33 protein-coding genes are annotated in these 26,938 nt (G+C 41.0%); 11 read left to right on the forward strand and 22 right to left on the reverse strand.

Annotated elements, in window-relative coordinates:
• The first annotated feature begins 57 nt into the window (after positions 1-57).
• From POV27_RS07835 to POV27_RS07845, 3 genes are all read left to right on the forward strand, one after another.
• Complete coding sequence (locus POV27_RS07835) at positions 58-1,041, forward strand: NHL repeat-containing protein (protein ID WP_272862196.1); 984 nt, start codon at positions 58-60, stop codon at positions 1,039-1,041.
• Between the two features lie 20 nt (positions 1,042-1,061).
• On the forward strand, positions 1,062-1,463 hold the full coding sequence (locus tag POV27_RS07840) for a hypothetical protein (protein WP_272862197.1): 402 nt from the start codon (positions 1,062-1,064) through the stop codon (positions 1,461-1,463).
• 152 nt (positions 1,464-1,615) lie between these two features.
• Positions 1,616-2,134, forward strand: a complete 519-nt coding sequence (locus POV27_RS07845; protein WP_272862198.1) for a hypothetical protein — start codon at positions 1,616-1,618, stop codon at positions 2,132-2,134.
• Between the two features lie 10 nt (positions 2,135-2,144).
• Here the strand turns inward: POV27_RS07845 and POV27_RS07850 are convergent, their stop codons facing one another.
• Entirely contained in the window at positions 2,145-2,801 is a 657-nt protein-coding gene (locus tag POV27_RS07850) for an endonuclease III domain-containing protein (protein WP_272862199.1), read from the reverse strand.
• A 170-nt stretch (positions 2,802-2,971) separates the two neighbouring features.
• Here POV27_RS07850 and bcp point away from each other — a divergent pair, with 170 nt between their 5' ends.
• On the forward strand, positions 2,972-3,427 hold the full coding sequence (gene bcp / locus POV27_RS07855; RefSeq protein ID WP_272862200.1) for a thioredoxin-dependent thiol peroxidase: 456 nt from the start codon (positions 2,972-2,974) through the stop codon (positions 3,425-3,427).
• Here bcp and POV27_RS07860 read toward each other — a convergent pair.
• Positions 3,424-4,875 (reverse strand): nucleotidyl transferase family protein, encoded by a 1,452-nt coding sequence (locus POV27_RS07860; RefSeq protein WP_272862201.1) that lies wholly within the window; start codon positions 4,873-4,875, stop codon positions 3,424-3,426. The two genes, bcp and POV27_RS07860, sit on opposite strands and share 4 nt — an antisense overlap.
• Positions 4,876-4,992: 117 nt before the next feature.
• Positions 4,993-6,048: a T9SS type A sorting domain-containing protein gene (locus tag POV27_RS07865; RefSeq protein ID WP_272862202.1), complete on the reverse strand. Its 1,056-nt coding sequence runs from the start codon at positions 6,046-6,048 to the stop codon at positions 4,993-4,995.
• Positions 6,049-6,163: 115 nt separating this feature from the next.
• Here POV27_RS07865 and POV27_RS07870 point away from each other — a divergent pair, with 115 nt between their 5' ends.
• From POV27_RS07870 to POV27_RS07880, 3 genes are read left to right on the forward strand one after another with little or no spacing between them, the layout of a single operon-like run.
• On the forward strand, positions 6,164-6,940 hold the full coding sequence (locus tag POV27_RS07870; RefSeq protein WP_272862655.1) for an MBL fold metallo-hydrolase: 777 nt from the start codon (positions 6,164-6,166) through the stop codon (positions 6,938-6,940).
• Between the two features lie 9 nt (positions 6,941-6,949).
• The gene (locus POV27_RS07875; protein WP_272862203.1) at positions 6,950-7,441 is read left to right on the forward strand and encodes a hydrolase; all 492 of its coding nucleotides are present in this window, start codon (positions 6,950-6,952) and stop codon (positions 7,439-7,441) included.
• Positions 7,441-7,857, forward strand: coding sequence for a hypothetical protein (locus POV27_RS07880; protein WP_272862204.1), 417 nt, complete (start codon positions 7,441-7,443; stop codon positions 7,855-7,857). The genes POV27_RS07875 and POV27_RS07880 overlap by 1 nt, the downstream gene beginning before the upstream one ends.
• Before the next feature lie 90 nt (positions 7,858-7,947).
• Here the strand turns inward: POV27_RS07880 and POV27_RS07885 are convergent, their stop codons facing one another.
• From POV27_RS07885 to POV27_RS07930, 10 genes are all read right to left on the reverse strand, one after another.
• The gene (locus POV27_RS07885; RefSeq protein WP_272862205.1) at positions 7,948-8,598 is read right to left on the reverse strand and encodes an alpha/beta hydrolase; all 651 of its coding nucleotides are present in this window, start codon (positions 8,596-8,598) and stop codon (positions 7,948-7,950) included.
• 66 nt (positions 8,599-8,664) lie between these two features.
• A complete protein-coding gene (locus POV27_RS07890; protein WP_272862206.1) occupies positions 8,665-9,006 on the reverse strand; it encodes a DUF4870 domain-containing protein in 342 nt (113 codons plus the stop codon).
• A 49-nt stretch (positions 9,007-9,055) separates the two neighbouring features.
• Positions 9,056-9,364, reverse strand: a complete 309-nt coding sequence (locus POV27_RS07895) for a hypothetical protein (protein WP_272862207.1) — start codon at positions 9,362-9,364, stop codon at positions 9,056-9,058.
• On the reverse strand, positions 9,357-10,610 hold the full coding sequence (locus tag POV27_RS07900; RefSeq protein WP_272862208.1) for a dihydroorotase: 1,254 nt from the start codon (positions 10,608-10,610) through the stop codon (positions 9,357-9,359). The genes POV27_RS07895 and POV27_RS07900 overlap by 8 nt, the downstream gene beginning before the upstream one ends.
• A 3-nt stretch (positions 10,611-10,613) precedes the next feature.
• The gene (locus POV27_RS07905) at positions 10,614-12,539 is read right to left on the reverse strand and encodes a BatA domain-containing protein (RefSeq protein ID WP_272862209.1); all 1,926 of its coding nucleotides are present in this window, start codon (positions 12,537-12,539) and stop codon (positions 10,614-10,616) included.
• A gap of 91 nt (positions 12,540-12,630) precedes the next feature.
• Positions 12,631-13,131 carry a type III secretion system chaperone family protein gene (locus POV27_RS07910; RefSeq protein ID WP_272862210.1) on the reverse strand — a complete coding sequence of 167 codons (501 nt, stop codon included), beginning with the start codon at positions 13,129-13,131 and terminating at the stop codon, positions 12,631-12,633.
• Between the two features lie 133 nt (positions 13,132-13,264).
• The gene (locus POV27_RS07915) at positions 13,265-13,786 is read right to left on the reverse strand and encodes a hypothetical protein (protein ID WP_272862211.1); all 522 of its coding nucleotides are present in this window, start codon (positions 13,784-13,786) and stop codon (positions 13,265-13,267) included.
• A 131-nt stretch (positions 13,787-13,917) separates the two neighbouring features.
• Positions 13,918-14,682: a TIGR02757 family protein gene (locus POV27_RS07920; RefSeq protein ID WP_272862212.1), complete on the reverse strand. Its 765-nt coding sequence runs from the start codon at positions 14,680-14,682 to the stop codon at positions 13,918-13,920.
• Between the two features lie 3 nt (positions 14,683-14,685).
• The gene (locus tag POV27_RS07925; RefSeq protein WP_272862213.1) at positions 14,686-15,339 is read right to left on the reverse strand and encodes an ABC transporter ATP-binding protein; all 654 of its coding nucleotides are present in this window, start codon (positions 15,337-15,339) and stop codon (positions 14,686-14,688) included.
• A gap of 41 nt (positions 15,340-15,380) precedes the next feature.
• Positions 15,381-17,810: a DUF5916 domain-containing protein gene (locus POV27_RS07930; RefSeq protein ID WP_272862214.1), complete on the reverse strand. Its 2,430-nt coding sequence runs from the start codon at positions 17,808-17,810 to the stop codon at positions 15,381-15,383.
• Between the two features lie 134 nt (positions 17,811-17,944).
• Between POV27_RS07930 and msrA the strand changes: the two genes are divergently transcribed.
• The 3 genes from msrA to POV27_RS07945 are packed head-to-tail and all read left to right on the forward strand — an operon-like array spanning position 17,945 to position 19,444.
• Positions 17,945-18,487 (forward strand): peptide-methionine (S)-S-oxide reductase MsrA, encoded by a 543-nt coding sequence (gene msrA, locus POV27_RS07935; RefSeq protein WP_272862215.1) that lies wholly within the window; start codon positions 17,945-17,947, stop codon positions 18,485-18,487.
• Positions 18,487-19,086, forward strand: a complete 600-nt coding sequence (gene folE / locus POV27_RS07940) for a GTP cyclohydrolase I FolE (protein ID WP_272862216.1) — start codon at positions 18,487-18,489, stop codon at positions 19,084-19,086. The genes msrA and folE overlap by 1 nt, the downstream gene beginning before the upstream one ends.
• Before the next feature lie 52 nt (positions 19,087-19,138).
• Complete coding sequence (locus POV27_RS07945; protein WP_272862217.1) at positions 19,139-19,444, forward strand: hypothetical protein; 306 nt, start codon at positions 19,139-19,141, stop codon at positions 19,442-19,444.
• Positions 19,445-19,506: 62 nt separating this feature from the next.
• Here the strand turns inward: POV27_RS07945 and POV27_RS07950 are convergent, their stop codons facing one another.
• From POV27_RS07950 to POV27_RS07980, 7 genes are all read right to left on the reverse strand, one after another.
• Positions 19,507-19,815 (reverse strand): DUF6787 family protein, encoded by a 309-nt coding sequence (locus tag POV27_RS07950; protein WP_272862218.1) that lies wholly within the window; start codon positions 19,813-19,815, stop codon positions 19,507-19,509.
• A 6-nt stretch (positions 19,816-19,821) separates the two neighbouring features.
• Positions 19,822-20,259, reverse strand: coding sequence for a DUF6146 family protein (locus POV27_RS07955; RefSeq protein WP_272862219.1), 438 nt, complete (start codon positions 20,257-20,259; stop codon positions 19,822-19,824).
• 127 nt (positions 20,260-20,386) lie between these two features.
• Complete coding sequence (locus tag POV27_RS07960) at positions 20,387-21,025, reverse strand: DUF937 domain-containing protein (RefSeq protein ID WP_272862220.1); 639 nt, start codon at positions 21,023-21,025, stop codon at positions 20,387-20,389.
• Between the two features lie 52 nt (positions 21,026-21,077).
• Positions 21,078-22,028 carry a D-2-hydroxyacid dehydrogenase gene (locus POV27_RS07965; RefSeq protein WP_272862221.1) on the reverse strand — a complete coding sequence of 317 codons (951 nt, stop codon included), beginning with the start codon at positions 22,026-22,028 and terminating at the stop codon, positions 21,078-21,080.
• A 95-nt stretch (positions 22,029-22,123) separates the two neighbouring features.
• Complete coding sequence (locus tag POV27_RS07970; RefSeq protein WP_419179943.1) at positions 22,124-22,423, reverse strand: four helix bundle protein; 300 nt, start codon at positions 22,421-22,423, stop codon at positions 22,124-22,126.
• Positions 22,424-22,547: 124 nt separating this feature from the next.
• Positions 22,548-23,612, reverse strand: a complete 1,065-nt coding sequence (gene serC, locus POV27_RS07975; protein WP_272862222.1) for a 3-phosphoserine/phosphohydroxythreonine transaminase — start codon at positions 23,610-23,612, stop codon at positions 22,548-22,550.
• Between the two features lie 174 nt (positions 23,613-23,786).
• Positions 23,787-24,800, reverse strand: coding sequence for an acyl-CoA reductase (locus POV27_RS07980; RefSeq protein ID WP_272862223.1), 1,014 nt, complete (start codon positions 24,798-24,800; stop codon positions 23,787-23,789).
• A 64-nt stretch (positions 24,801-24,864) separates the two neighbouring features.
• Between POV27_RS07980 and POV27_RS07985 the strand changes: the two genes are divergently transcribed.
• Complete coding sequence (locus POV27_RS07985; protein WP_272862224.1) at positions 24,865-25,215, forward strand: 4Fe-4S dicluster domain-containing protein; 351 nt, start codon at positions 24,865-24,867, stop codon at positions 25,213-25,215.
• Positions 25,216-25,230: 15 nt separating this feature from the next.
• Here the strand turns inward: POV27_RS07985 and POV27_RS07990 are convergent, their stop codons facing one another.
• Both POV27_RS07990 and POV27_RS07995 read right to left on the reverse strand, forming a co-directional pair.
• On the reverse strand, positions 25,231-25,938 hold the full coding sequence (locus POV27_RS07990) for a hypothetical protein (RefSeq protein WP_272862225.1): 708 nt from the start codon (positions 25,936-25,938) through the stop codon (positions 25,231-25,233).
• A 204-nt stretch (positions 25,939-26,142) separates the two neighbouring features.
• Entirely contained in the window at positions 26,143-26,898 is a 756-nt protein-coding gene (locus POV27_RS07995; RefSeq protein ID WP_272862226.1) for a hypothetical protein, read from the reverse strand.
• Between the last annotated feature and the right edge of the window lie 40 nt (positions 26,899-26,938).

A 26,938-nucleotide genomic window follows, 5' to 3' on the forward strand; every position in this document is an offset into this window, starting at 1 on the left:
TTGGCCTAAGATAGTTCAGTGTTAAAACGTATCTTCATAATAGTTTGCTGTTTTTGTATGCCTGTATTACTGTGGGCACATCCATCATGGGGCATTGTGGTTGATGATGAGGGGAATATTTACTTTACAGATATTACCCATAACGAGAGAGGTTCTGTTTGGAAGTTAACCTCCGAAGGAGAACTTATACTGTTACTAGGCGATTTTCATGCCCATAATGTAAGTCTGGATGGCAATGGTAATTTGATTACAGCACATGGAGAAGGGACCCATACAATGGTTCGACTTTCTAAAACAGGAGAGATGGACACATTGTACCATACCTTGGACCATAAAACTTTTTTTGGAGGCAATTGTGCGTATTCAAATAGTGAAGGAATTGTCTTTGGTATCGAAAAACGATTTTGGAAGATTGACAAAGATGGCAACCGACAATCGGTAAGTGATCATGTTTTTGAATGGAATCAATCCATTTATGTAGACGATGACGGCAATTATTATGGTCCAGATATAGGTAAGGGCAATAGTAGTATTGTGAAGATAGAAGCATCCGGAAATGCCAAAACGATAGCCACAAACCTTATTTCTAAACAACCTTTTGACCCGCATAGTGATGTATTATTGGGAATTACCAAAGATGATAAGGGTACTATATATGTTGCCGAGACCGCTGGACAGCGAATCCTGAAAATTGGGGAAGATACCTTAGTAGAAACCTTTTATGTTTCAGAAGCAGATTGGTTCCCAACGGGAATCGATTTTCATAACGGAAATGCTTTTATACTCGAATTCAAAACAAAAAACGGTCGGGCAGGTCCGAGGATTACCAAAGTAGGAGCCTCTGGAGAAGTGATAAGAATATTTGATTATGGCTCCTACGAAAAAAACAGGTCGAAACCCGTAGGCACACGTCATGAAAAGAATAGAAATGGCTTTTGGCTTTATGTTGTTTTTGGTAGTTTTATATTCCTATTGTTATTTATTTGGGTTCGGGTTGCACGTTTTAAAAAACTTCGTTCCCTCCATGATGGTAACTATTAACTTTAAGTGTTTTTAAGTAGATGAAGTATTTCATTTCGTTTCTTTTCCTACTATTGCTTGTCTCATGTAAACCCAAGCATGTAGAGATAAAACTCTCTGCTTTTGAGACTTCGGAGTGTAAGAAAGAATACAATTTTGATCTACAGGGAACTGCAAAGAGCACAGTATTGAATTCCGGAAATTATCAGGTTTCTGTTTTTGGAGTAGCGAATTGCTGTTCCGATTTTGAACCTGTATTTGAAATAAAGAATGATACACTCCACCTTGGATTTAAGGAGGGAGGAAACATCTGTAGCTGCTTCTGTTGTTATGATTTTATATACGAGGTTGAAGGAATTGAAGACATTTCTAACTATACCATTCATTACACAAATCCCATTATAGAAATTGTAGAAACGGAAGTTATTCCTGAAATCGATTAATTTCCCCCTTCAGGTTAACGCGTTGTTACTGAGTTCATAATATTTATCTATAGTACTCCTATAGAGTAATAGACAAATATTGTGCGGTAAAACCGTAACAAAATCTCCACGCTTTTGGGTAACTTGGGTATGTAATTGAAAAATTATGTGTTATGAACTTTCTAAGACGCATGGAAAATGGGATTAGGGCATTAAAGAAAGAGATAACCAAGCCAGATTCTTTTAGTAAGGGGGAGGAATTTGAAGAATACGTTAGGAAGGTGCTTTTTCCGCAGGCCCGATTCCAATTAATTGACAAAACACACGGTTATAACACTAATCGTGAGGATTTTGTGGAGTCGAGTTTAAAACCTGATTTTAAATTCAGGGACACCAAAAATGGCCAAGAATTTTACGTTGAGGCCAAATGGAGAAATGGATCCTATAATCGGGACAATAAGCTCCAATGGTGTAATAAAAATCAATTGAGACGCTACAAGGACATCGATCAATACGAATCGAAGGTATTCGTTGTTTTAGGGTTAGGTAATAGTCCTAAACGCCCTGAAGAAGTGGTATTGTTTCCAATGTCTTCGTGTAATTTCAATTCACTGTACGACTCTTTTCTCAGCAAATATTCATTCTACCTCGGAAGGCCTGTATTTTCAGGGTATCTGTGGAATTTGAGATAAGCCTTTTTCCTTACTTTCGCTTTTTCTCGTACTCCGCGATCACACTTTTGCGACCAATTGTTTTGGTAATGATGTCTTTGTCCAAGTCCCAGCCGCGGGCAGGGGAGTACTGTCGTCCGTACCAAATGATCTGTAAGTGCAAGTCGTTCCATAAGTGTTCTGGAAAGAGACGTTTTGCATCTCTTTCCGTCTGAACCACATTTTTTCCATTGCTCAGACCCCAACGGTACATCAATCTATGAATATGGGTATCTACGGGAAAAGCCGGAATACCAAAGGCCTGACTCACAACAACACTGGCCGTTTTATGTCCCACTGCGGGAAGTTCTTCTAGAAGATCAATATCTTCGGGCACCTTGCCGTCGTATTTATCGATGAGTATATGGGAAAGCCCATGAATTCCCTTCGATTTCATGGGAGATAACCCCACAGGTTTTATGATCTCCCTTATTTCGTCTACGGTAAGCTTTACCATGTCGTAGGGATTATCGGCCACCTCAAACAATAGGGGAGTGATTTGGTTCACTCTCACATCTGTACTCTGTGCAGAGAGCAATACGGCTATCAACAAAGTATAGGGATCTTTATGATCTAAAGGAATCGGTATTTGGGGATATAACTTTTTTAACGTATCAATAACAAAGTCTACCTTTTCCTGTTTGGTCATTTTGTGTAATTTTATACTCTGTTTGTTAAACAAAATTATTGTGCTGCATGTTGCACAGTCTGGTCGAGCGCAGTAGAGACCTTTATGAGGAAAGCTATCCAAAATAGTTCTCGACTGCGCTGGAACGGACGGACCGATAATTGAACCGATTTAAAAACAAAAATACATCAATGAATACACTTAAAGAAGGGGACAAGGTTCCAAATTTCACAGCCATCGATCAAAATGGGGTTACCCGTTCATTAACCGACTACAATGGAAAGAAACTAGTGGTTTTTTTCTATCCAGCAGCTAACACACCCACTTGTACTGTAGAAGCCTGTAACATTCGCGATCATTATCAAGATTTACAGGACGCAGGTTACGAGATCCTTGGGGTAAGTGCCGATACACAACGTAAGCAAAGTAATTTCAGTAAGAAATTCGATTTTCAATATCCTTTATTGGCCGATATCGAAAAGGAAGTCATCAACGCCTTCGGGGTATGGGGGCCTAAGAAATTCATGGGACGTGAATTTGACGGTATTCACCGTAAAACCTTTGTCATCAATGAAGAAGGAGTGGTAGATCGTGTTATTGATAAAGTGAAAAGCAAAGAGCACGCGGCTCAGATTCTCGGCGCTTAATTCGCTACTTTTTCCTTGGTTTTACAACCAAATAGGGATTTTTCCTTGATAATCTCGGCAACACCAGGTGGGAGCATTTTTTCCCATCCAGATTCGCCTTGCTCAATCATGCGAAGTACTTCCCTAGAGAAAATCGTAAGGATATCACGGTTAAAGTTTTCGATGTCGACTACTTTACCATTGTATTTAAAGAACTTGTAAAGCTCTTTCATACGTGGATGCACCTTTAGGTTATCGCTGGTTACATACGTGCCATCCTCATTGCGCATTGGATATAGATATACCTTAAGGTCCTTGAAAAACAGCTTTCCGAAGGCTTCCAAAATACCACCACTTAGGTGACGGTAGTATTTTTCATCAAAAATATCTACGAGGTTGTTTACTCCCATGGTAAGCCCCATACGGTTACGGGTATAGTTGGAGAAGTATTCTACCAATTTGTAGTATTCCTGGAAGTTGGAAATCATTACGGTATATCCCAAGGAACAGAGTAAACGGGCTCGGTCCATAAAGTCCTGTTCGTCAATTTCCCCCTCAGCACGAAGATTGGAAAGGGTAATCTCGAATATGGTCAAGGTCTTTTCGGGATCCACGCGATTTTCCTTTTGGAACATCTCATAGGACTTCTCGAACATATCGATATTTACCTTGGTCACAGGACGGAAACTTCCACGCAATGCCAGTACATTCTTTTTGTAAAGGATACGGGCTGGAAGAATATTATTACCATCGGGACCAAAAATAACCGCTTCTGTCATTCCGTTCCTAATCAGCTGTAAGCTCATTAATCGATTGTCTACCGTCTTTTCAAATTTAGGACCAGAGAAGTTAATCGTGTCAATTTCTATCTTGTCCTTATCAATATGATCGTATAGATAGCGTAATAGCTTCCTAGGTTGATCATGTTTATAGAAAGCTCCATATACCAAATTAACCCCTAAAATACCTAAGGTTTGCTGCTGTAATACCGCTTCATTTTCTTTAAAACGGATATGGAGAATTATTTCACTGTATTCCTCGTCCGGCTTGGTTTGAAATTTAATTCCTATCCATCCATGCCCCTTGTACTTCTTGGCAAAGTCGATAGTAGCCACAGTATTGGCATAGGCAAAGAACATTTTGTCTGGGTGGTTTTCGCGAACGATACGTTCTTCAATAAGATTGATTTCGTGCGTAAGCATTTTCTTAAGACGGGATTCGGTAACGTATCTACCGTCTTTCTCCACACCATAAATGGCATCACTAAAGTCTTTATCGTAAGCAGAGATGGTCTTGGCTATGGTTCCAGAAGCGCCTCCGGCACGGAAGAAATTACGAACGGTTTCCTGACCGGCTCCAATTTCTGCAAAAGTCCCATAGATGTTTTCGTTCAGATTTATTCGTAAGGCCTTGTCCTTTATGGAGGGAATGGTTTCAAACTCCTTATCTCCTGGAATGATTTCTGGCATAGCAATAGATTCTTTTCCTCGTATTACAAAGGTAGCAAAACCTCTAGCTAAACAAAAAAACTCAAGTTAAAAAACAATAGGTTGTAAGTGATTTCGACGTACGACCTTTTTTTTCGATTAGTTCTTAATGAATTGGGTAGTAATTGATGTGCCTTTCCCAAAAGCCTTAACAAAATAAACTCCAGATGTTAAGGTACTTACATCTATTTCAGTTTTCTTGGTTTCCATCAATAAGTTACCCTGTATAGAATAAATAAACAGCGTCTCGTATGGGTTGTCTCCACCGAGATATAGGGTTTCCGACACGGGATTGGGATATAACACGATCTTGCTTATGGTGTTTTCATCAATACTGAGTCCGCAGGTTGCATCATAGACCGCAGTGTCATCCTTGCACCAACCAGAAGGAAAACCACAGGGTTGACTATTTGAATAGTCGACATCATCGACAGCAATACATGTGAGATTGGGATTGCCATCGGCCAGCATGGCAAACATCGTACTGTTACTTCCGCTACGAACATCGAGGAATTCCAGATTATTGTTATAACACCATACAAGATTGATTATGGGGTTCTGCCTAAAATCTAAACTTATTAGTTGGTTCTCTTGTATATAGGCGCCTAGAAGGTTAGGGTTTTGTGAAGTGTCCAATTCAGTAATTCCAGTATTGCTGCACCATAAGCCAAATAGATTTGGGTTTTGGGAAATATCCAAACTGGTTATTGGATTGAAACCACAGAATAAAGATTCGAGATTTTCATTGTGCGTAACATTTACCACCGAAAGCATATTGCTCTCACAATTCAAGCTTGTAAGACTGTCATTCTGTGAAACATCTAAACTCGTAAGCTCATTGGCATCACAACGAAAATCTTCCAATTGGTTTAGTGCCGTAATATCCAACTCGGTCAAATTATTGAAACTGCAATTTAAAATCACCAAATTAACAAAGCTTTCTATCCCAACTAAGGAATTGATGTTTTTGGAGAATACTTGAAGATGTGTAACGGCTTCTGCTTCACTTACCTGTATTTCACCGTCACTATTGGTGTCAATTACAGGATCATGCCCTAAAAGAGCATTTTTAAAATTGCTATCAGGGATGGTTACAATTTGAGCATAAATACCTGAAATAGAAAAAATAAAGAAGAATACAGCAATCTTTTTCATGGCATGATTGGTTATGGTTACCTAAAGTTAAACAAAAAATAAATTCATGCGATCCAAGACTGTTATTTCCACAAAAATGATAAATGAAACTAAAATTACCTGTATTTTTGTACGAATGAAATCGCCGCTCACCGTTACTTTTTTGGGCACAGGAACTTCACAGGGAATCCCTGTCATTGGGAGCACCCATCCTGTATGCTTAAGTAAAGATCCAAAAGACAAACGCCTCCGGGTTTCGGTGCTTATTCAGTGGGATGATCACACCATAGTAGTCGATTGTGGTCCCGACTTTCGCCAACAGATGTTGCGTGAAAATGTGAACAAGATAGAAGCGGTTTTAATCACTCATGAGCATAATGACCACGTTGCCGGAATTGACGATATACGTCCCTTTTACTTTCGGCAGGGGGATATTCCATTTTATGCCGAAGATCGGGTGTTCAAGGCACTACACAAGCGTTTCGCCTATGTTTTTGAAGTAGAGAATAAATATCCGGGAGCGCCTACGATTACCGAACATACCATTTCTAAAGAACAAACGTTTCAGGTATTGGACAGGGAAGTAATTCCTATTGAAGTTATGCATGGATCGTTACCGGTTTTGGGATTCCGCATCGATGGATTTGCTTACCTCACCGACGTAAAAACCATTGCCGAAGAGGAAATGGAAAAATTAAAGGGAACTGAGGTATTGGTTTTGAATGCCCTAAGGGAAGAACCCCACAATACCCATCTCAATATAGAAGAAGCACTGGAAATCGTACAAAAGATACAACCCAAGAAGGCCTATTTTACCCATATAAGCCACCTTATGGGATTTCATGAAGAAGTGGAAGCACGATTGCCCGAAAACGTACACTTGGCCTACGATACCCTTACAATAACCATTTAAACACTCGCTATGAAGTCCAAAATATTCATGTACCTATTTTTCTTTTCCATTTTACTGGTACTGTTCATGTACATGAACCAGAAATCCATTTACGAAAGTCAGGAAAAGAAAATAACCTCATTAAACAGTTCCTTGGAAAAGAAAACCGATTCCATTGCGAAGATGGCCGAAATTTTGGAAGATGCAGACTATTTCAAACTTCAGGGGAACGATAATGCCATGACCTACTTGGAGAATCTTGGGCTGGAACCTGCTGCTGTCGAAAATGAAATTCGTGAATTGATCTTGGAAAAAAACCTCGAAAAAGGAGGGAACCCATTAGTAGATTACGAAGGGTATGGGGAATTTAGGATCAATCACATGAAGTTTTTAAACCACCGCTGGATTCAGGCAGAGTTTAGTGATGGGAGTACTTGGGGTGAGATGATTGTGGAGTATTTTTATGACCACAACATGCAATTGGAATTAACCCCTGTGTCCTCGATACTCTATCCCAATTAATGGAAATTAGGCCCGGGAAATCCATATTTTACTTCGGTTTTGTATTTTGTGTATTGGGAATACTGCTTTTAATTCCATTACTGGCGGTTCCCTCCTTAGAAAGTTCAGCCGTTCCTATTATTATTTTGTTGTTTTTATTCTTCACAGGAATAGGCGGTTATTTGTTACTGCATTACTACAATTACAAATTGGTTTTGGATACTTCAAAAATGGAAGTCAAAAACGCACTTGGAAAGGAGCGTGTCGTATACATGGAACGTATTGAAAGAGTAGGCTATAGACGCATTTTCCCTGTTATTGTGGTACATGCCGAAGGAAAGAAGATTCATGTGGACCCTATGTACGGGTATTTTTTGGAAGCCATTCCTAAACACAAGTATTCGGATGAGTTAAAGAAGTTTTTGAGCATCAAATAAACCTAAGAATCGGCCTTTCTAAACATCGATTGCACCATTAATTCATTATCTCATTCAATCATTATCTCATTCAATCATTAACTCATTAAATCATTGCCTTCCCAGCCATTCCTTAAACTCATAAAAGTTTTGTGGTGCCACGCCGTGGCCTACGGGGAATTCAGAATAGTGACAATCGATACCCAGTGTCTTTAAAAAAGGCTGTGTGTTTCGGGCCCAATCCACTGGGATGACCATATCCACACTTCCGTGAGAGCTATAGACATTGAGATGGGAGAAATCATTGTCTTTGTACCCTTCTTTCAGAATGCCTTCGTTAATGTAACCACTTAAACCAATGACATTCTTTACTTTTTGTGGATAGCTCAAGGCTACGGAAAAGCTTAAAATGGTTCCTTGGCTAAATCCCAATAACGTTAGATTGTTCACATCCACAGGATACTGTTCACCAATTTCGTCAATCACCTTAGCTATCAGCTCCCTAGATTCCCTAGCCTGTTCGTCATCACTGAATTTCCCATCATTAGCATCGAAATAAATCTGATACCAAGCATTGCCGAAGGGTTGCATGGGTATGGGTGCCTTAAGGGAAATAATGGCATATGCTTCGGGAAGTTCGGAAGCGAAAGAAAATAGATCGTTTTCATCACTACCATATCCGTGTAGCATCACAATAGCGGGTGCATTTTCAGCTAGCGAACTAGGGCGGTAATTGTGTTCTAGGGAAAGGGTTTTCTTCATGGTATATAAAAAAAGATGCCGCAAGGTACGATCCTTACGGCATTTGCAAAAGTATTTATATGCTGTTTATCCTATTCCTTTGAACCACTGCTGAAATTGCTCACCCAATACAGGAATGGGCTTCTTTTCTCCCTGCACGGCACCTATAAAACCAAGTAGCCAAATCACGAACATTAGGATTTGGATGGTCCAGCTGAGGATAACACTTCCAACAGCTATAGCAAGCATAAAATTAAGAATGTACAATGCGAGTCCAAGAATCATGATCCCGAGCATCTGACGGATGTGGAAGGAACCAAATTCCGATTTTTCATTATTGTTCATTACAAGGGCAATGATCCATCCAATAAGGGTCAAGTAAGCGACAATTCCAATAGTTTTCGAATTGTCCGTAGAAGATGTTGACATAGTATATGTGATTTTTGGTTAGCGATTTATCTCCTTAAATATAAAGAGTCTAATCCAAAAACCGAAACCACGACTGAAATTTCTCACTTAAAAAGGGGATGCCTACCTTCTGTTTAAAGATAGCCATGAGGAAGCAAAATAGCCAAAGACAGACCGCTGTCCAATACACATAAAAGCCGAACTCATAGCCCTGTAGGGCCACTGAAGCAAAAAGTAAAATGACCAGTCCAAACATATTCTTAATATGCCAAGTGGCGAATTCATGCTTATCGTCCTTATTCAAGAAGTAGGCTATGATCATTCCAATAAAAGTACAGTAGGCAATGATCGCCTTCGTATGTCCGGATATATTATTCATTTACAACCCATTGATTTTGATTCACGATCCCGTAGACATTTCCTTGCATAGGATACCCTACAAGCGACGCATTTTTGGAAGTGGACAGGATACTTTCTTCAGAAAAGACCCAATCGCCCTTCGGACTAAACAACGTAAGATTTGCTTTCTGTCCCTCTTCAATAGGGTGTTCTTCGACACCAAAGACCTTTTTAAGTCCTGTAAGGCCTTTAATTGCTGTTTCTAGGTCGGTTTCGCTAAGAATAGCCCCGAAGCAGCTTTCCAGTCCAATACTGCCAAAATAGGCATGATCGAACTCCGTACGCTTGTTTTCTACATCAATCGGGTTGTGATCACTGGTAATACCATCTATGATGCCATCGGCCAGTCCTTTCAACAATGCTTTGCGATCCTTTTGGGTTCTTAATGGAGGAAGCAGTTTATAGCTCGTATCGAAGGAATCCAATACATCATCCGTAAGGCATAGATTATGAACAGCCACACTACAGGTCACTTCCAAACCTTTCTTCTTGGCTTCTTTAATGAGCTTTACACTTTTTTCGGTTGAAATGGTCGGGATATGCAACTTACCTCCTGTATATTCCAGTAAATAGAGGTCCCGGGTAATCTGTAGTTCTTCCGATAGGGCCGGAATACCTTTTAATCCTAATTTGGTACTGTTTTCCTCTTCATTAACCACTCCCTTAGTGGCTACTGCCTTTTCAAAAGGAAAGGATTGCACCAATCCATCGAAGTTTTGGGCGTATTGCAAGGCGATTTTCAGCAGATTCGGATTTTGTACAGGCTTTTTGTAGTCGTAAAAGGCAATGGCTCCTTCACTATGCATATCGTATAACTCTGCCAAATCTACTCCTTCGCTCTTGGTGGTTAAGGCTCCAATAGGATACACGGTTACTGGACTGTGGTATGCTTTGGTTTTTAGGAATTTCACCTGCGATTTCGAATCGGTAACAGGTTGGGTATTGGCATTAACTGCAACTGCTGTATATCCGCTCTGTGCAGCGGTTTGCAATCCGTTTTCCAAGGTTTCCCTTTCTTCATATCCAGGTTCTCCAAAGCTCACACTAGGATCGAACCATCCTTGCGAAACATGTAGGTTTTTGAAAGATAGGGTAGTGCTCTTGGTATCGGAAATAGAAGTTGCAATTTTCTGAATAACACCATCTTTAATGAGGATGTCCCGCTTTTTGCCATGATGCTTGCTCGCAGGATCTATGATGGTGGCCGATTTTAGGAGTATGTCCATACGTTAGTTCTTCATGAATTTTAAGATCAACATTTCCCCCAACAGAAAAACTAGGGCAAAAATAACAAACCATTTCCAAAAGGAGTTGATTTTGTTGTCCGAAGCGATCGTATCGAACAATTGTGCTACCGAACTGTGCACAGTAACTCCTTCCCAATCCTCCACATCACCATACTGTAGTTGACTTTCGCCACGGGGATAGTTGTATGCTACATATTCCAAAAAGGTTTCCCCATTTTCGGCGGTGTAGTTTCCAGAAACCCCAGGATCATCTGTGGTGGTAATCTCCACACTATTGGCTTTGGTTTGCTGTAAAGGAATAAAACTGCTAATGCTATCTTTTAAACTGATGATCTCATCCTGTGTTAAGGAGATGGGAATCGCATAGGTGTTCTGTCGTCCAATTTCATAGTACAATTCTGGCAATGGTAGACTTTGCTGCGCCATATTGATCAAGGTAGGCACAATAAGCGGTGAGCTCTTAAAATTCGAATTTTCGCTCGAGAAGGCCGCTGTACCTACATAACTCTTTGCCTGTTGTAATAAGAAGGGCTTATTATCATCGAATCGAAGCAGCGGGGTTGCATTGGTACTAACTTCTAAATAAGAGTTCACCTTCGGAAATTGAAAGTTGGTCACCTGCTTTTCGAAGACGCTAGCATACAAAGGATGGGAAAAGTTGATTTTTGAAATATTCTTTTCCGAATTTACTTCTGAAGAGAAACTACCAATTCCCAAGGCATTCAAAAGGGTGTTGTAAGCGCTTAGATCGCTATTGCTCGATGGGATTACCAATAGACTTCCACCACCATCGCTAAATGCCTTTAAACTATTAATTAGGGAAACTGGAATGGTTTCCAGCTCATTCAAGACAATGAAGTCTTGTGCTGGGATATCGTTGTAATTAACGGCATCGTGGCTCTGTTGAAGGTATTCGTAGCCTGCCTGATCGAACAGGCGTTGTAAGAAATTGGGATCTGCCTGATTAATGGATAATACTTTGATGCTCTTGGGAGTGTTCACACTAAAGTAAAGGCTGTTATCGTAAGGCAGGTCTGCATCGGTGATGCGTAATTCTCCCTGAAGTCCTTCTACATTTTCCAGTGTAAAGGAAACTGTGTTCACACGGCTATTTGAAAAATCGACCGCTGTTTTTGCAATTAAGGACCCTTTGCTCAAGAGCGAAATGGGAATGCTTGGTGGTACCTCTCCTTCGGCAGAAACCCTAACTTCTAATTGAAGACTGTTTCCTGAGGCGCCACTAATATAAGCGGTGTCGATAGAAACATTATTAGTCGTAACTGGGCTTAGGGTTACTACATCGGTAGTGATGCCTTCTTTCACTTCGGGAAAGGATAGTGTATTTTGAAGATCGGTGATGAGGATGAGTCGCTTTTCAGAAGCTGGGTTGTCGGTAAATAATTGATTCCCCTTCAACAATACTTCATCCAAATTCAATTGCGCATGTGAGGGTTGAATGGATAGAATTTCTCCTTTCAGGTCGTTCTGTGAAACATTTCTTTGCGTATCGTCATTGGTAAACCAGCTTAGTTTATCGTTACCATTCAATAATTCGAATAATTGCTGTTTCGCTCTTGCCAATAACGGACCGTTGGGACCTTTGGCCTGCATGCTAAAAGAATTATCCAAGTACAGAACCGTTTCTTTTTCCGTATTCAGGGCCGTTTTCGAAGCAGAGAAAGGCTGTGCGAAGGCTAGGATGATACAAGCCAAGGCAAGGAGTCGCATGAGCAACGTAAGCCATTTTTTAAGGCGTGAACTCTTTCGGGTTTGTAGGGTAACTTTTTTCAGAAAGGCAACATTGGTAAATTCTACTTTCTGAAAGCGTCGTAACTGAAAAAGATGAATTAAAATAGGGATAAGGAGCAGCAATAAAGCATAAAGTAGTTCCGGGTGTTTAAACTGCATTCCTTTAAAATTGGCGTCAAAGATATGAAATGGAATATAAAAATAAACGCTTCCCGGTTGGAAAGCGTTAAATTCTTGGTAAAAGAACTATTTAGGTTTTCTTTAGTTTGATTTCGGGCTTTTTCTCTTCCACCGGTTCTTCATCGCCACCACCGCCTCCAAACAATAGGGGAGTACTTGTATATGTAGTGCCAAAATTAATGGCGGCATAATATACTTGGTCTACGGCACTGTTCAGCTCTTTGTCTGAAAGTGGACTTAAGGGGTGAATGAACACCGACCACATAATATCGTTGGATAGGGCATACTTCACGTCGAGAGCTGTGTGAAAATTGGCCGCCAGGCAATCCAACAGAATTTCTTCGTTCAATTTGTCTACTTCTACAATGGGAGCAATGATACGCATGCGGTCATTGGTTTCATCGGTAATGACCATCATGGGCAATTCGTTGTACACCAATTGCCATCTACCGGATATTCCATCAATGGAATCCACTTTTTCTGTAAGTAGGGTTTCCAACCGATCATTATTCATTTGCGAAAAGGAGATCGTAGATAGGAGCAGGGCGAAAAGTAAAAGAATCCGTTTCATGTACAGCAATTTAAGAGGTAGTCGAGCCTCACTGGCTTTACTAACACAATATAATCAATATATTGAGAAAAAGCCCCGAATGGCTGGATTCGAGGCTTTTTGGTTGGCTATCAAAAAAATCAGTTGGGGTCATTTATTCAATAGCACACGCATCAAGATCGAACTCATAATAAGTCGCTCCCGCGGAGTCACTCAATGCGATATTCCCAACCCAAGCGGTCTCATAGGTGATCCCTTTTAATATGCTGTAGGCAGCAATGGCTATTTTCTTGAATTTTAGGTTGGAAATATCGATATCGTAAGAAACAATGGTCGTTCCCTTGGCATGGTTGGCTCCATGGGGAAATGCTTCAATATTGGGGCTACCATTCAAGTTTGTTGGAAGGTCCGAGACGTCTCCTACGAATAAATTGGTGGCATTTAGGGTATAATTTCCCTTAGCTTCATATTTTACGGTAAGGGTATTATCGGCAATATACACCGATACAATTCCCATAATTTGGTCGGGGCCAGCAATGAGTTCGGTTTCCGAACACAAAACAGGCTTTCCGTCTGTGGGAGGACATTCATTCAGCGCCGGGGAAGGACTTGATGCAATAGCTGGGCTTGCAATCAGGGCAAACAAATAAAATAAACATAAGTAGGCCTTTTTCATGACATTAAGATTTTAGGTTTGTTATTCCTAAAATAAGAAATACACTTTAAAATATCGATTAAAAGCATATTTATTCGATAAAATACCTAAATTTTGTAAGAATTTACGGATTTACCGCAGACGGGAAAGGGCTAAAACTTCTCAAAAACACCCAATCCGAATAATGCGAAGTCGTACTTCACCGGATCCACCGGATCCAATCTTCTGAGGTTGGCATCCAATTCGGCCACAGCCTTGGCATCGTTCTGCTTTCGTTTCAGCAGTCCTAGCTTACGGGCCACATTACCTGAGTGTACATCTAAGGGACAGGACAATAGGGAAGGAGGAAGGGATTTCCAAAGACCAAAGTCGACCCCAGTAGTATTGGGCCGTACCATCCATCTCAAATACATGTTTAGGCGTTTGGCAGCGCTGTTTTTTAAGGGATCGCTTACGTGTTTTTCCGTTCTGCTTTTATGAGGTAATTCAAAAAAATCCTTTTTGAAAAGGGATAGCGCCTGTTGCAGTGAGTGCTCCTTTGCATGGGATGAAATCGCCGTTTCCAACCCTCCCTTGTTTTGATATAGGTGTCGTAAGGCGGTTACGAAGTAAGTTAGGTCGTCCCCATTAAAGGTACGATGTACAAAAGGGGAGAGGCGCTCCAAGTCTTCGTTAGTATGATTCATAATGAAATCATGCGGAGCATTTCCCATAAGTTCAATGAGCTTATGTCCATTATTGATGATGCTCTTTCGATTTCCCCAAGCGATGGTAGCTACCAAAAAGCCTATAATTTCAATATCCTCTTTTTTCTGAAATAGATGTGGAATCTGAATGGGATCCGTACCAATAAAAGATGTGCTATTATAAAGCGCTACCTTTTCGTCCAGGAATTCTTTGAGTTCTTTTCGGTTCACTGCTTAGGAAACAATTCGGCCATCTTGCATAACCAATTTGCGATCGGCCATCTCTGCCAGTTCTTCGTTGTGGGTTACAATGACAAAGGTATGTCCAAATTCGTCCCGTAGCTTAAAGAATAGGTTATGCAGCTTTTCGGCACTTTCCGTGTCTAGGTTACCACTAGGTTCATCGGCCAATATCACCAAAGGATGGTTCATTAGGGCGCGTGCTACGGCTACTCGCTGTTGTTCCCCACCAGACAGTTCATTGGGCTTATGGTGTGTCCTGTGATCCAATCCTAGAAAGTCCAATAACTCCTCCGCCCGTTTTTCGGCTTCGTTCTTGGAAATTTTCTTGATGAAAGCCGGAATACAAACATTCTCAAGAGCCGAGAATTCAGGCAATAATTGATGGAACTGAAAAATGAAGCCCAAATGCTCATTTCTAAATTTGGCCAAGTTCTTTCGGTTCAGCTGCGCTACTTTGGTATTGTCTATAGTCAAATCCCCTTCGCTTGCCGTATCCAAAGTTCCCAAGATTTGAAGTAGGGTGGTCTTTCCAGCCCCCGAAGCCCCAACGATGGAGACGATCTCGCCTTTTTTAATTTCTATATCTACACCTTTCAGTACGTGTAGATCGCCATAATATTTGTGAATGTTCTTCGCAGAGATCATCGTTGATGAATAATGCGTGAAAATACTACTTTCCAAATGATCTACAAAGCAGGATCACTCTTACTGAAAAGATATTTTACATTGTTGTAATCGATGAAATAAGTAATGCGCAGGGAAACGGTATGCTGTGTTGGCTCATTAAAAAGATTGCTCAAACTTTCAGTATAATTAAGTGTGGATTGTTCGTCCAGTTTAAAAATCTGATTTCGGTATAAGAGCGTCGCTTCACTTCCCGGAGCAAAACGCCAACGGAAACTTAAATCCAAATTCCAAATATTAAAGTTTCTGTTGGGATCGTTTTCTTCCACATCGTAATCGGTAAGGGAGCGGCTTCCATCTTCATTTAGTGTCCAAAAAATATCATCGCTATAATCGGCGATACTCCAGAAGTTTCGGAAGCGAAGATCGATGGCTTTGTAAGGATCGAAATTGTAGCTCGCCGTGATCTGGTTTTCCAAACTGCGAACATCCCGTTGCCCAAAGAAGATGTTTTCATCGTCGTTATCTATCCAACCGAACATATTGTTGCGAATGGATAGATCGGTGGAGAGGATGACCAAAAACCTATCGGAAAAACGATAGCGTGGCGAAATATCCATAAAATATTGCCTTTGCGGTTCATCGAACGCCTGTCTGTGTCCTACGCCAATGTCGTAGGCAAACTTTTTCCGGTAATCTGAAGAGCACCACAATCTTCCTCCTAAGTTACGAGGAAACTCTACAAAGCGTCCTTCTACACGGGGCTCGAAATAATCCTTGTTCTTGGAATTGTACCCCAGAAATCCACCAAAAGCAAAGCGCTCTTTGGTTGCAAAAAACCAATTGGCGTTTATATTGTTCCCGGTTTCTACACTAGGTTGATATAAACGTCTATGGCGCACCGTAATTCCCACACGATAGGTGTTAAACCACTCGGTGGGTTCAAAGATTTGGTAGGAAGCACCCGCTACAAAATTGTTGAAGTTGTTTCGAAAGTTAAGTCCAAGGTCATTAATGTCGAGAGTGGTATTGGCAAAGTCATGTCCCACACGGTATCTAAAATTCCCTTTGATTCTAAAAATGTCCAATTCCGACTGAAAACCAGTTTCCCATCCTTCGGCTCTATGGACATTGCTTACAATCGCCCGTCCCGATGAACGAAAGTTATTGCCCTTATCGGCCACGTCGAATACAAAGGCAGAGGTATTGGCATCGCGGAAATGTCCGTCACGTGTTACATTGGTGTTTATAAGGGATATGGAGGAGTTTCCATTAAACTGTTGGTCCAACACAAAGATATTGTAATTGGCCAGAGGCTCTACCAAAACGTCCCTTACATTGCCAGAAATGGTATCGGTAACCTTAGCATAGGTCTTTTCGGTCACAGCGTTAAAGAATCCGATGCCCAGTTTGTCCTTGGTCCTTCCAGAAATCTTAAGGGCATTCAACAAGTTTACTTTTGAAGGGTATTCTGAAACCTCTTCGTTTTCTGCCAATTCACCTACATCACCAGTAGGTGCATTGCCCACCCTTCGTGAAAAGAAGATACGTCCTTTGTTGAAGAGATCGATTCCTTCCGTAAAAAACTGTCGTTGCTCCGAAAAGGTCTGCTCAAAAGGTCCTAGGTTCAACCGGACTTCGTCAAAAGCCGCTTGTCCAAAGTCTGGGATAAGCGTCGCATCCAATGTAAAACTATCGCTCAATCCATACTTAATGTCCATTCCGGCAGTAAAGTCGGTTTCGGTCTCTCCGTCGATACTCGTCACTACACCTTGTGCAAAAGGGAAGAGGGTTAGTCGAACTGGAGGATCAATATTGCTTACCCCAGTGACATTTCCACTGTATTGGGATTCGTTTCCTTGGGTATTATCGATAAAGTTCCAGGTGTGGGTTTCGTTCTTTGTATTGATACGTCGGTAAAAGTTCACACCCCAATCCTGTACGTCTACTTCTGGGAATCGAAGGGCATTGTAGGGAATCCTAAATTCTGCATACCAGCCTTTGTCATCTTGCGATACACGGCATTCGAACACCACGTTATAGCTAAAATCGAAATCGTTCTGGGTAGAAAGGGCATCGCCAATGGTCCCCGCGCTGGTCACAAAAAAATGGGTTTCATTAATCCCATCGTTGTATGTATTGAGTGCTACGGCAAAATGATCGGCTTGCACAAATACTTCATCCCGTTGGGAAAACTGTCTTAGGATGTTTTCTGGGTCGGGATCGTACATATAGGCAGCAACATAGACGTTCTTATCATCATATGCCATTTTCACCTCGGTCTGATACGCTGAATCTACCGTTCCTTCATTACCGGGCTGATACATATTGAAATCACCATAAGCCGTTAAGGATTGCCAAACTTCATCGTCTAATTCACCGTCTATTTTGGGAGGATTGGATATACGCTTGGCTTCTAGAGTTTTCTTTTCCTGTGAGTAGTTGATGGTAGACACAAAAAGAAAGGGCAATAGCAGGAAAAGATATTTCATATATTGGTAGTAAGCTGTTAGTGTTTCGGCGGTAAAAGTAAAAGTCTCCCAAAAGGCGCGGTATTAACGAAAAGTTAAATACATGGGAGAATGTTAAATCCGTGATTTTTTAACATTAACTTTGGATTATCTTAATGAAAAGCACAGAAAAAATTGTATTCGCAGGCGGGTGTTTTTGGTGCACCGAAGCCGTTTTCCAGAGAATAGAAGGAGTAGAAACAGTGGTTTCCGGATATACCGGAGGCACGATCAAGAATCCAGCTTACCGAGAGGTCTGTACGGGTAGAACCGGGCATGCCGAAGGAATCCTTCTCACCTACGATCCCAATGTGGTCGATATCAATACTTTATTGGAAGTACACTTTGCCACACACGATCCAACGACTTTAAATAGACAGGGGAACGATGTGGGAACGCAATATCGTAGTGAAATTTTCTATACCACCAAGGAACAAAAAGAAGCTTCGGAAGCTTTCATAAAATTACTTACCGATAACAAGGTATTTAAAGATCCTATTGTTACACCAGTGACCCCATTGGATGTGTTTTATGAAGCCGAAGAGGACCATCAGAATTACTACAACGGGAATAAAGACCAACCGTACTGTAGTTTTATCATTACACCAAAGGTGGAAAAGATCAAAAAATATTATTCAGAAAAATTAAAAACCAATTAATGGGATCATATCGTTTTTATGAGGAATATAATGAAGAGGTTACCGACGACCTTAAGGAGAAATATCTCGAAATCCTGAAAGATGTAGGGGAGGATGTAGAGCGCGAAGGGATTGTAAAAACCCCAGAGCGTGCGGCCAAGGCCATTCAGTTTCTTACGTCGGGACATTGTCAGGATCCAGCAGAAATCTTGAAAGGAGCCATGTTTGCCGAAGATTATAATGACATGGTAATTGTAAAGGATATCGAACTGTATTCCCTTTGCGAACATCATATATTACCGTTCTTCGGAAAGGCGCATATTGCTTACATTCCCGATGGACATATCGTAGGGCTTAGCAAAATCCCAAGGGTGGTAGATGTATTTGCCAGAAGACTCCAGGTGCAGGAACGATTAACACATGACATACTAGAATGCATAAATGACACGTTAAAACCTAAAGGCGTGGCAGTTGTGATCGAAGCTTCACACATGTGTATGATGATGCGTGGGGTTCAGAAACAGAATAGTGTGACTACAACATCTGGATTTCGAGGGCAATTTGAGAAGATTGAAACCCGAAATGAGTTCCTAAAATTGATAAGCACGGACCTCGCCTAAACTTGGCAAGCTTATTGCTTATATTTAGAAGAAATTAAACCTGCTTAATTAGATGAAAAAAGACAAATACAAATTATTAAGAAGAGGAGTCCTTTACGATCTTGTAGGTGCTGCTACCTACTTTATTCCTGTAGTGGGACCTTTTCTAGACATCGTCTGGGCCCCTTATGCTGCTAAAAAGATGAGTGAAATGTATGAAGGCAATACGGGAAAAATCGCCTCGGTGATTGTATTCTTGGAAGAGATCCTTCCTTTTACGGATTTCATTCCGACCTTTACGCTCATGTGGCTATACACCTTCGTGTTTGCCAAGGCAGATAAGGCCGTACAAACGATTGAAGTAGAAGTAAACGAATAAAAAATAGCCCCGAATATCGGGGCTTTTCTTTTTTATATTCCTTATTGCAGTTCGCGAAAAAATTATTGGGCTTTTCTTACCAAGAATCCCAATCCCATACCGCGTAGCATCTTTTTTTCAAAGTTCCAAAAGAAAGCATACTCTCCAAAGAGCCAACCAAAGAACACCAATAGCACTTGATAAATGGGAAGAATGATAAGAATCCTAACGGGCCAATAGATATACCAACCCATTTCCCTGGTAATACCAACGGCATCGGTTAAGGGACCTGCAAACTTTGCTGAGGTACTTCCTGTGATGGCAAAAACAATAAAAATGACCGTAAGTTGCCAGTTGGAGGTAATGCCCCAACGTTGTTTGAGTTTATTCATAGTTTGTTATCCTCTGCTAATTCCCCGACTTCCCGGGAGGTTTTGATTGTACCGTTGTTGAAAATAAAGGAAGTAATTGTACAGTAGGTAATTTACTTCGTATCCATAATCGATATTGAACTCATAGTTAATCTCCTGCTGGTACAGATTTCTGTCGAACTGCTGGAAATTCATGACTCTTCGGTTGTATTCGATCACGAACTGTTGATTTTTACGTTCCAAAAAGTCTTGCCCGTAATACCCTCTAGGGTATTGAGTAACTAACCAGGAATTAAATCCGGGATCAATGATAATGATTTCATATTCCAACTCATCGTTGGCAATTCTAACGGTATCATTGGCAGCTTCGGCGACGGCTTCACTATCTTTCTGTACGACCGATTTAGAACTATCGCAGCTGGCAAAGGTGAGGATACAAATGAGAATGATTGCAAAATACTTCATAGCTCACGTTTTATGTTATAAAGTTATGAAAACGCCCTGTTTTTGAGCGTGTTTTAACTGTGTTTAACAAAAAATGTGCCTTAAACTCGCGTCTAAGGCACATCATTATACTTCGCAATGTATAATGTTATCTTCCAAAGAGTCCGCCTAGCAGTCCGCCAAGGCCTCCGCTCTTTTTATTGCCGCTTAATAGCATTCCTGCCACATCATCGATCACACTACCATCGTTGTCACCATCTAAGAGGGACTCAATTAAGCTTTGTTGTTTGGGTTGGTTTCTTCCGCCACCCATAAGTCCGCCGAGTAAATCACCAATACCCGCCTGACTATTCACATTCTGTTGTCTTTGTTGTTTTCCTAAATACCCAAGTAGGATAGGGGCGGCTACCTTTAAAATATTCATGACCGCTCCAGAATCCATCCCCGATTTATTGGAAAGGGCATTGGCTACATTGTTTTGTGAACCGCCCAAAACATGTCCTAATATCCCCATTCCATCATCCTTAACGGCTTGGTCTACACCGCCTCCAAAAAGGCCACCAAGGTTGTCTAAAATGCTTCCGTCGTGCTTTCCATTAAGGGCTCCTAAAAGTCCAGCAGCACCTTCCGGAGTAGAGGCGTTACGCTTCATGGCTCCCATAAGAATGGGAAGCCCCATTTGTAATACCGAAGCTGTTTTATCTACGGGCTGATTGGTTTCACTACTAACACCACTAATAATTTGGCGTCCTGCTTCACTGTTCAATAAATCAAGTATACCTGACATGCTCTTTACGTTTTTTGGTTATTTCCTAAAGGTAGGAAAAGTTAGAAACAATTTAGCTGAGCAAAGAAATTATTTGACTCGCCAATTCGGTTCCAATTCGGTCTTGTGCCTCTTTGGTAGCAGCACCAATATGAGGGCTTAAGGAAACCTTTCCGTTCATAAGTACTTTAATAGCTGGAGTGGGTTCCGCTTCAAAAACGTCCAATCCAGCAAAGGATAGTTTGCCGTCTTCCAATGCATCCAATAGAGCCACTTCATCGATCACGCCACCTCGTGCCGCATTGATCAAAGCCGCACCTGGCTTCATTTGCCCTAGTTCGCTTTTTCCAATCACATAATCCTTTTGGGCAGGGACGTGTAGCGTTACGAAATCACTCTGTTTCAACAATTCGTTCAGTTCCATGTGCTGGAAAGAGAAAGACACCTGCTGTCCGTCGAAGAATTGTACATCGATGCTCGCATTTTCCACATAGCTATCGCTATAAATAACTCGCATTCCAACTCCCAATGCAATTTTGGCTACTTCTTGTCCAATACGGCCAAAACCAATAATACCCATGGTTTTTCCACGAAGTTCTACACCACCGGCATAGCTTTTCTTTAAGTCTTTAAATTTGGTATCTCCTTCTAAGGGCATGTTGCGGTTGGCATCGAACAAAAACCGAACACCACCATACAAGTGGGCAAATACCAATTCGGCCACAGATGCAGAAGATGCAGCTGGAGTATTAATTACATGCAATCCTTTTTCGCGTGCGTAGTCCACATCTATATTATCCATTCCTACACCTCCACGTCCGATCAATTTTAGATTGGGACATGCATCGATGATATCCTTTCTCACTTTGGTAGCACTGCGTACCAAGATTCCATCAATGTTTTCGTCATTGATGTAATTGATTAATTGCTCTTGAGCTACTTTCGTTGTAATCACTTCGAAACCACCAGTGGTAAGGGCATCAACTCCGCTTTGTGAGATTCCGTCGTTTGCTAGTATTTTCATTGTCAGTTTTAAGTTTTAAGTGCTAAATTTTAAGTTATAAGTACTTGGTTCAACTTATTGGTCTTGATTCTTACATTCTCCAAAAGTCTTTATAACTAAAGATTTTGTTGACTTGTTTTTACAATTTTTGTCAATATTTTTATGATCTGTTCTATTTCGTTTAGATATGGCTTCATATCTGCTCGAATTATCTTTCCTTTTTCAATCAATCGTAACCAGTATCCGGTTTCTCGAGCTTCCTTTGAAGCAATCGCCATTTTGGCAATAAAATCTTTTTTGTTTTGTCCCGCACCTGCTTCATCACATACGTTGGCTCCAATACTAGTAGCAGATCTTAGAAGCTGATCAGCAAAGACGTATTCTTTATGTTCTCTAAGCAGTTTTACCAGTTTAATTACGCTAAGTGAAAATTCAAAGCTATTTCCTCAATCATTTATCCTAATTCAACATTTTAACACTCAACACTCAACACTCAATACTCAACACTCAACACTCAACACTCAACACTCAACACTTAGATCACGATTTCCTCTCAAACTCCTGCATCACATCTACCAATACCTGAACACTTTCCAATGGCAGGGCGTTGTACATAGAGGCGCGGTATCCACCTACACTTCTGTGTCCGTTCAATCCATTAATTCCCGCTTCCTGCCACATGGAGTTGAATAATTCTCCATTAGCTCCTTCAGCCAAATTGAAGGTAGCATTCATCTTAGATCGGTCTTCCTTGGCAGCGAAACCTACAAATAATGGGTTTCTGTCAATTTCATTGTATAATAAAGACGCCTTGTTGTTATTTACTTTTTCAATAGCAGCAATGCCTCCTAGGTCCTTCAACCATTGTAGGGTAAGCATAGAAGTATACACCGCAAAAACAGGAGGGGTATTGAACATACTGTCCTTTCCTATGTGTACTTTATAATCCAACATAGAAGGAATGGTACGATCTACTTTTCCGAGTACATCTTCCTTCACCACTACCAAGGTAGTTCCTGCTGGTCCCATGTTTTTCTGGGCACCCGCATAGATGATATCGAATTTAGAGAAGTCCATTTCACGGGAGAAAATATCGCTGCTCATATCACATACCAAAGGAACATTCACTTCTGGAAAATCGGTAATCTGTGTTCCGAAAATGGTATTATTACTGGTACAGTGAAAATAATCTGCATCGCTAGGTACTTCATATCCTTTTGGGATATAGTTGAAGTTTCCATCCTTGGAGGAAGCTACTTCGACCAATTCCCCAAACATTTTTGCTTCTTTAATCGCTTTGGTAGACCATGTACCAGTGTTTAGGTAGGCTGCCTTATTTTGAAGCAGATTGTGGGCTACCATTAAGAACTCCATGCTCGCTCCTCCTTGCAGGAACAAAGCCTTGTATCCCTTATCCTGAAGTCCCAAAAGCTCCAATGAAAGGCTTTGCGCCTGTTCCATGATCGAAACAAATTCCTTGCTTCGGTGGGAGATTTCAATAAGGGAAAGACCGATGTTGTCTAATTCGACTACAGCTTCGGATGCTTTTTTCATTACTTCCTGTGGCAAAATACATGGGCCAGCACTAAAATTATGTTTCTTCACAATGAGGTGATTTATAGAGTTATTTGGTTTAAAATTTTGCAGCTACAAAGATGAGAAATATGGAAGGAATACAGGTTAAAAAATCAACAAATTATCAATACAATGTCAACAAATATCAGCTTTTGAAAGCTTCTGAAAATTGAGGACCGAAATCTGAGGATTTCGAAATCTATGCTACAATTCCAGCAAGAATTTTAAGGTATCCACACCATCGGCATAATCCCAAAGCTTTGGCGATTGTGCTTCCCCGAAAGGAATTTCGCCTTCCCATCCCGTTTGCCCCACAATACATTGTATGTTTTCCTGGTTTTCAGAAAGATGATCTTTCAGGTGATCCAAGTCCTTATATCGCTCATAAAACACGACCGAAATAGGAGAAGAGAACTGTGTGTCTTCTTTCAGCAACATGAACTCATTGTCCAATAAGGAAACATCGCTCATTAAGTACACCGCCTTGTTATAATCGTAGTTGTTGATGTACTTGTCGTTGTAAATGATTTCCTTCCAAGCATACATGCCATTGAAGAAGGCGTCGAAGTCATAATCTTCTGGGAGGTATACTTTAGAAACATTACGGCATCCCAAACCGAAATACTGAAACACATCACCGGCAAGTGCTTCCATTTGTGCTTTGGACTCATTCCCCGTAAGCACCGCTACCGAGTTTCGGTTTTTCCGAATGATGTTGGGATATTTCCCAAAGTAGTAATCGAAATAACGTGCCGTATTGTTACTTCCCGTAGCGATCACAGCATCGAAGCCTTCCAGTTTGTCTTCAGTAAAGCGTATGTAGGATGCAAAGGCCGGTTCTATGGTTATGAGTTCTTTGGCCAAATAGGGCAACAATACCCGATCATTGGAAGAAAGCTTGGCCAACACCTTATGGCCGCTCATTAATACCGAAAGGAAATCGTGAAAACCCACCAAGGGAATATTTCCCGCCATCACGATTGCGATGGTTTTGGAAGCGGTGTTTTCCGAAAAAGAATAATTCGCCGTCCAAGACTCCAAATTCGTTTGTTGCAAAGCTTTCCCCCAACTTTCTAAAGCAAATTGTAGATTGTCTGGAGTAAACCAACCGTTTTGGGCTTTTGCCTGTAGTAGTGCCGCATTATCGGTGTCTTGGGACCATTCTGAAAGAAACGTCCCGAGCTTAGTAAATGCGTTAATTCTTTGTTGTAATTGCATGCGGTGTTTGGAGAAGCCCTTTTTCAGTGTTAAATTTGCGGCAAAGTTAGAAAAAGAAATCGCTATGGCCATTATCATCACAGACGAATGTATTAATTGCGGGGCTTGCGAACCAGAATGCCCCAATACTGCTATTTATGAAGGAGCGGACGATTGGCGTTATGCCGACGGTACCGATCTGGAGGGCGATTTGGTATTGCCCAATGGTAAGTCTGTGAATGCCGAGGAAACCCAAGAGCCTGTTAGCGATGAAATCTACTACATCGTTCCCGATAAGTGTACGGAGTGCAAAGGCTTCCACGAAGAGCCTCAATGTGCTGCTGTTTGTCCCGTAGATTGCTGCGTTCCCGACGAAGACAATGTAGAGTCGGACGAAGTACTACTCGGTAAGCAGTCGTTTATGCATTTTAAGTAGGGTTTTATTACTGAATTATACTTTTAGTTTTACTTTTTGAGGCTTTGTTGTATTTGACCATGATATAAGCCCTCCAGCCACAAGTATGGCTCCACCAATGAAAGGGAATCCTGCACCCACTAAATCTGCCATATTCGAAGAAAACAAAAAGGGTAGACAAAATAGCATACCCGAAATCCCTGCTGTTATAGCACCTAACGCGCCAATTTTAATAAATGAGCTTGGCTTATAAACAACGTCTAGGGTCTCTTTAGAAGGCAATACAATTTCTTTCCTGAGTTCTTCTAGATTTCTATGGCCACAGGCGTCTAGGGTCCAATGGGAAATAGGTAAGGTTCGTTTTCCGTGTATGTAATCCTCATAAAAAGTACGCCAGCGATCAGGAAGTAGAAGCGCTCCAAAAACAAAGATCAGGTAACTGGGAATTGAATGATTCCCATTTCCGATCATAAAAGCCTGTAGTCTAATCTCTTCTTCCGGAGTCATTTCATAATCCAATAGTATATGTTTAAGATCGTGACTTTCAAAACCAGGGACGAAATGAAGTTTACGAGAGCGCAAACAATTTGCAATTTCGGCTCCTAAGGTTCCTTCTGGGAGTTTGTTCAATGCTTCCAATTTGGAGTGATAGGTAGACATTTCACTAAAAAATGTGATGACTTTTACTGCAAAATCAAAGGAGATCTTGATAATCTTACGGGCGGCTTTCTGGAATAAATTCATTTTTTGAGCACTTTGTTATAAAACTAGATGTATTTACTATTTGGGTAAACGCAGAATTAGGGAAGCGCATTGTTGAATGAAAGAAATAGAGCACCGTTTTAATGAATAACGATTTTTCGTTTTTCATCAATGGAAAAAGAGCATCAGAACAAGAAACTCCCACCGAAGCGGGAGTTTCTACTATTTTCAAGGTTTTATATTGCATTAGTCCCAAAGGCTTCCTACAGCAGATGACCATCCCGCTGCAAAGGCAACACTACCAGCAATAGCTACGTTTGCCCCAGGAACGGTAAGACCAACTCCTACTGCCATGAAATACCCAGCAGCACCAGCAATATCATTTCTCACGGCCTTTTTCCACCATGGAATTCTTGAAAAGCCAGTAGTACCACAAGGAGCCAATCCCATTCCGCCAGCGGCAACGGGAGTCCATAGTTGCGCAGATTTTCTAGCAACGCTTATGGAAGTCATCATAAAGCTCCAGTCGAAGCAATCCAAATTGGAATCTACTTGGCTTTGTAACGCTGTTAGGCCGGCAACGAAACTTGCATAATCGTTACTCTGGTCAATTAGATTCATCAATTGGTTATAGTAGCCCACAGTAGCGGGATTGTTGAATTGTTGGGCATAATCCTCGGCAGCAAAGGTTACCCTTGGATCGTTAGTCATTTCCTTGATATGATTATCATTAAATTCTCCTTTACCCAGGGACCTGTATGTAGCCATTGCATCCTCCATGAAATCGGGGGAGTTACAATCCAATTGCTGCAACCAATCTATTACGTATTCGTTGTGTTTTTCCCCTATTAAATTAATTTCTTCGATGGAAAAAGAACCGCAACTTCTATCCGATAGGTTAAGCTGATCTGGAGCTTTACTCTCTCCGTTATCGAGTTTACTTTCTGAGGTGCAACTAACTACCAATAGGCTAAAAAGGACTAAATGAAATACATTTTTCATACTTATAAAATTAAATTGATTCCTACTCTATTATAGCTTT

Origin of the sequence: Aureisphaera galaxeae (genome assembly GCF_028561275.1) — a bacterium.
Classification (GTDB): Bacteria; Bacteroidota; Bacteroidia; order Flavobacteriales; family Flavobacteriaceae; genus Aureisphaera; species Aureisphaera galaxeae.

What these genes read in the sequence shown, in the direction of transcription:
- POV27_RS07835 (WP_272862196.1), top strand. Translation starts at nt 58, where the DNA reads ATGCCTGTATTACTGTGGGCACATCCATCATGGGGCATTGTGGTTGAT.
- POV27_RS07840 (WP_272862197.1), top strand. Translation starts at nt 1,062, where the DNA reads ATGAAGTATTTCATTTCGTTTCTTTTCCTACTATTGCTTGTCTCATGT.
- POV27_RS07845 (WP_272862198.1), top strand. Translation starts at nt 1,616, where the DNA reads ATGAACTTTCTAAGACGCATGGAAAATGGGATTAGGGCATTAAAGAAA.
- POV27_RS07850 (WP_272862199.1), bottom strand. Translation starts at nt 2,801, where the DNA reads ATGACCAAACAGGAAAAGGTAGACTTTGTTATTGATACGTTAAAAAAG.
- bcp (WP_272862200.1), top strand. Translation starts at nt 2,972, where the DNA reads ATGAATACACTTAAAGAAGGGGACAAGGTTCCAAATTTCACAGCCATC.
- POV27_RS07860 (WP_272862201.1), bottom strand. Translation starts at nt 4,875, where the DNA reads ATGCCAGAAATCATTCCAGGAGATAAGGAGTTTGAAACCATTCCCTCC.
- POV27_RS07865 (WP_272862202.1), bottom strand. Translation starts at nt 6,048, where the DNA reads ATGAAAAAGATTGCTGTATTCTTCTTTATTTTTTCTATTTCAGGTATT.
- POV27_RS07870 (WP_272862655.1), top strand. Translation starts at nt 6,164, where the DNA reads ATGAAATCGCCGCTCACCGTTACTTTTTTGGGCACAGGAACTTCACAG.
- POV27_RS07875 (WP_272862203.1), top strand. Translation starts at nt 6,950, where the DNA reads ATGAAGTCCAAAATATTCATGTACCTATTTTTCTTTTCCATTTTACTG.
- POV27_RS07880 (WP_272862204.1), top strand. Translation starts at nt 7,441, where the DNA reads ATGGAAATTAGGCCCGGGAAATCCATATTTTACTTCGGTTTTGTATTT.
- POV27_RS07885 (WP_272862205.1), bottom strand. Translation starts at nt 8,598, where the DNA reads ATGAAGAAAACCCTTTCCCTAGAACACAATTACCGCCCTAGTTCGCTA.
- POV27_RS07890 (WP_272862206.1), bottom strand. Translation starts at nt 9,006, where the DNA reads ATGTCAACATCTTCTACGGACAATTCGAAAACTATTGGAATTGTCGCT.
- POV27_RS07895 (WP_272862207.1), bottom strand. Translation starts at nt 9,364, where the DNA reads ATGAATAATATATCCGGACATACGAAGGCGATCATTGCCTACTGTACT.
- POV27_RS07900 (WP_272862208.1), bottom strand. Translation starts at nt 10,610, where the DNA reads ATGGACATACTCCTAAAATCGGCCACCATCATAGATCCTGCGAGCAAG.
- POV27_RS07905 (WP_272862209.1), bottom strand. Translation starts at nt 12,539, where the DNA reads ATGCAGTTTAAACACCCGGAACTACTTTATGCTTTATTGCTGCTCCTT.
- POV27_RS07910 (WP_272862210.1), bottom strand. Translation starts at nt 13,131, where the DNA reads ATGAAACGGATTCTTTTACTTTTCGCCCTGCTCCTATCTACGATCTCC.
- POV27_RS07915 (WP_272862211.1), bottom strand. Translation starts at nt 13,786, where the DNA reads ATGAAAAAGGCCTACTTATGTTTATTTTATTTGTTTGCCCTGATTGCA.
- POV27_RS07925 (WP_272862213.1), bottom strand. Translation starts at nt 15,339, where the DNA reads ATGATCTCTGCGAAGAACATTCACAAATATTATGGCGATCTACACGTA.
- POV27_RS07930 (WP_272862214.1), bottom strand. Translation starts at nt 17,810, where the DNA reads ATGAAATATCTTTTCCTGCTATTGCCCTTTCTTTTTGTGTCTACCATC.
- msrA (WP_272862215.1), top strand. Translation starts at nt 17,945, where the DNA reads ATGAAAAGCACAGAAAAAATTGTATTCGCAGGCGGGTGTTTTTGGTGC.
- folE (WP_272862216.1), top strand. Translation starts at nt 18,487, where the DNA reads ATGGGATCATATCGTTTTTATGAGGAATATAATGAAGAGGTTACCGAC.
- POV27_RS07945 (WP_272862217.1), top strand. Translation starts at nt 19,139, where the DNA reads ATGAAAAAAGACAAATACAAATTATTAAGAAGAGGAGTCCTTTACGAT.
- POV27_RS07950 (WP_272862218.1), bottom strand. Translation starts at nt 19,815, where the DNA reads ATGAATAAACTCAAACAACGTTGGGGCATTACCTCCAACTGGCAACTT.
- POV27_RS07955 (WP_272862219.1), bottom strand. Translation starts at nt 20,259, where the DNA reads ATGAAGTATTTTGCAATCATTCTCATTTGTATCCTCACCTTTGCCAGC.
- POV27_RS07960 (WP_272862220.1), bottom strand. Translation starts at nt 21,025, where the DNA reads ATGTCAGGTATACTTGATTTATTGAACAGTGAAGCAGGACGCCAAATT.
- POV27_RS07965 (WP_272862221.1), bottom strand. Translation starts at nt 22,028, where the DNA reads ATGAAAATACTAGCAAACGACGGAATCTCACAAAGCGGAGTTGATGCC.
- POV27_RS07980 (WP_272862223.1), bottom strand. Translation starts at nt 24,800, where the DNA reads ATGCAATTACAACAAAGAATTAACGCATTTACTAAGCTCGGGACGTTT.
- POV27_RS07985 (WP_272862224.1), top strand. Translation starts at nt 24,865, where the DNA reads ATGGCCATTATCATCACAGACGAATGTATTAATTGCGGGGCTTGCGAA.
- POV27_RS07990 (WP_272862225.1), bottom strand. Translation starts at nt 25,938, where the DNA reads ATGAATTTATTCCAGAAAGCCGCCCGTAAGATTATCAAGATCTCCTTT.
- POV27_RS07995 (WP_272862226.1), bottom strand. Translation starts at nt 26,898, where the DNA reads ATGAAAAATGTATTTCATTTAGTCCTTTTTAGCCTATTGGTAGTTAGT.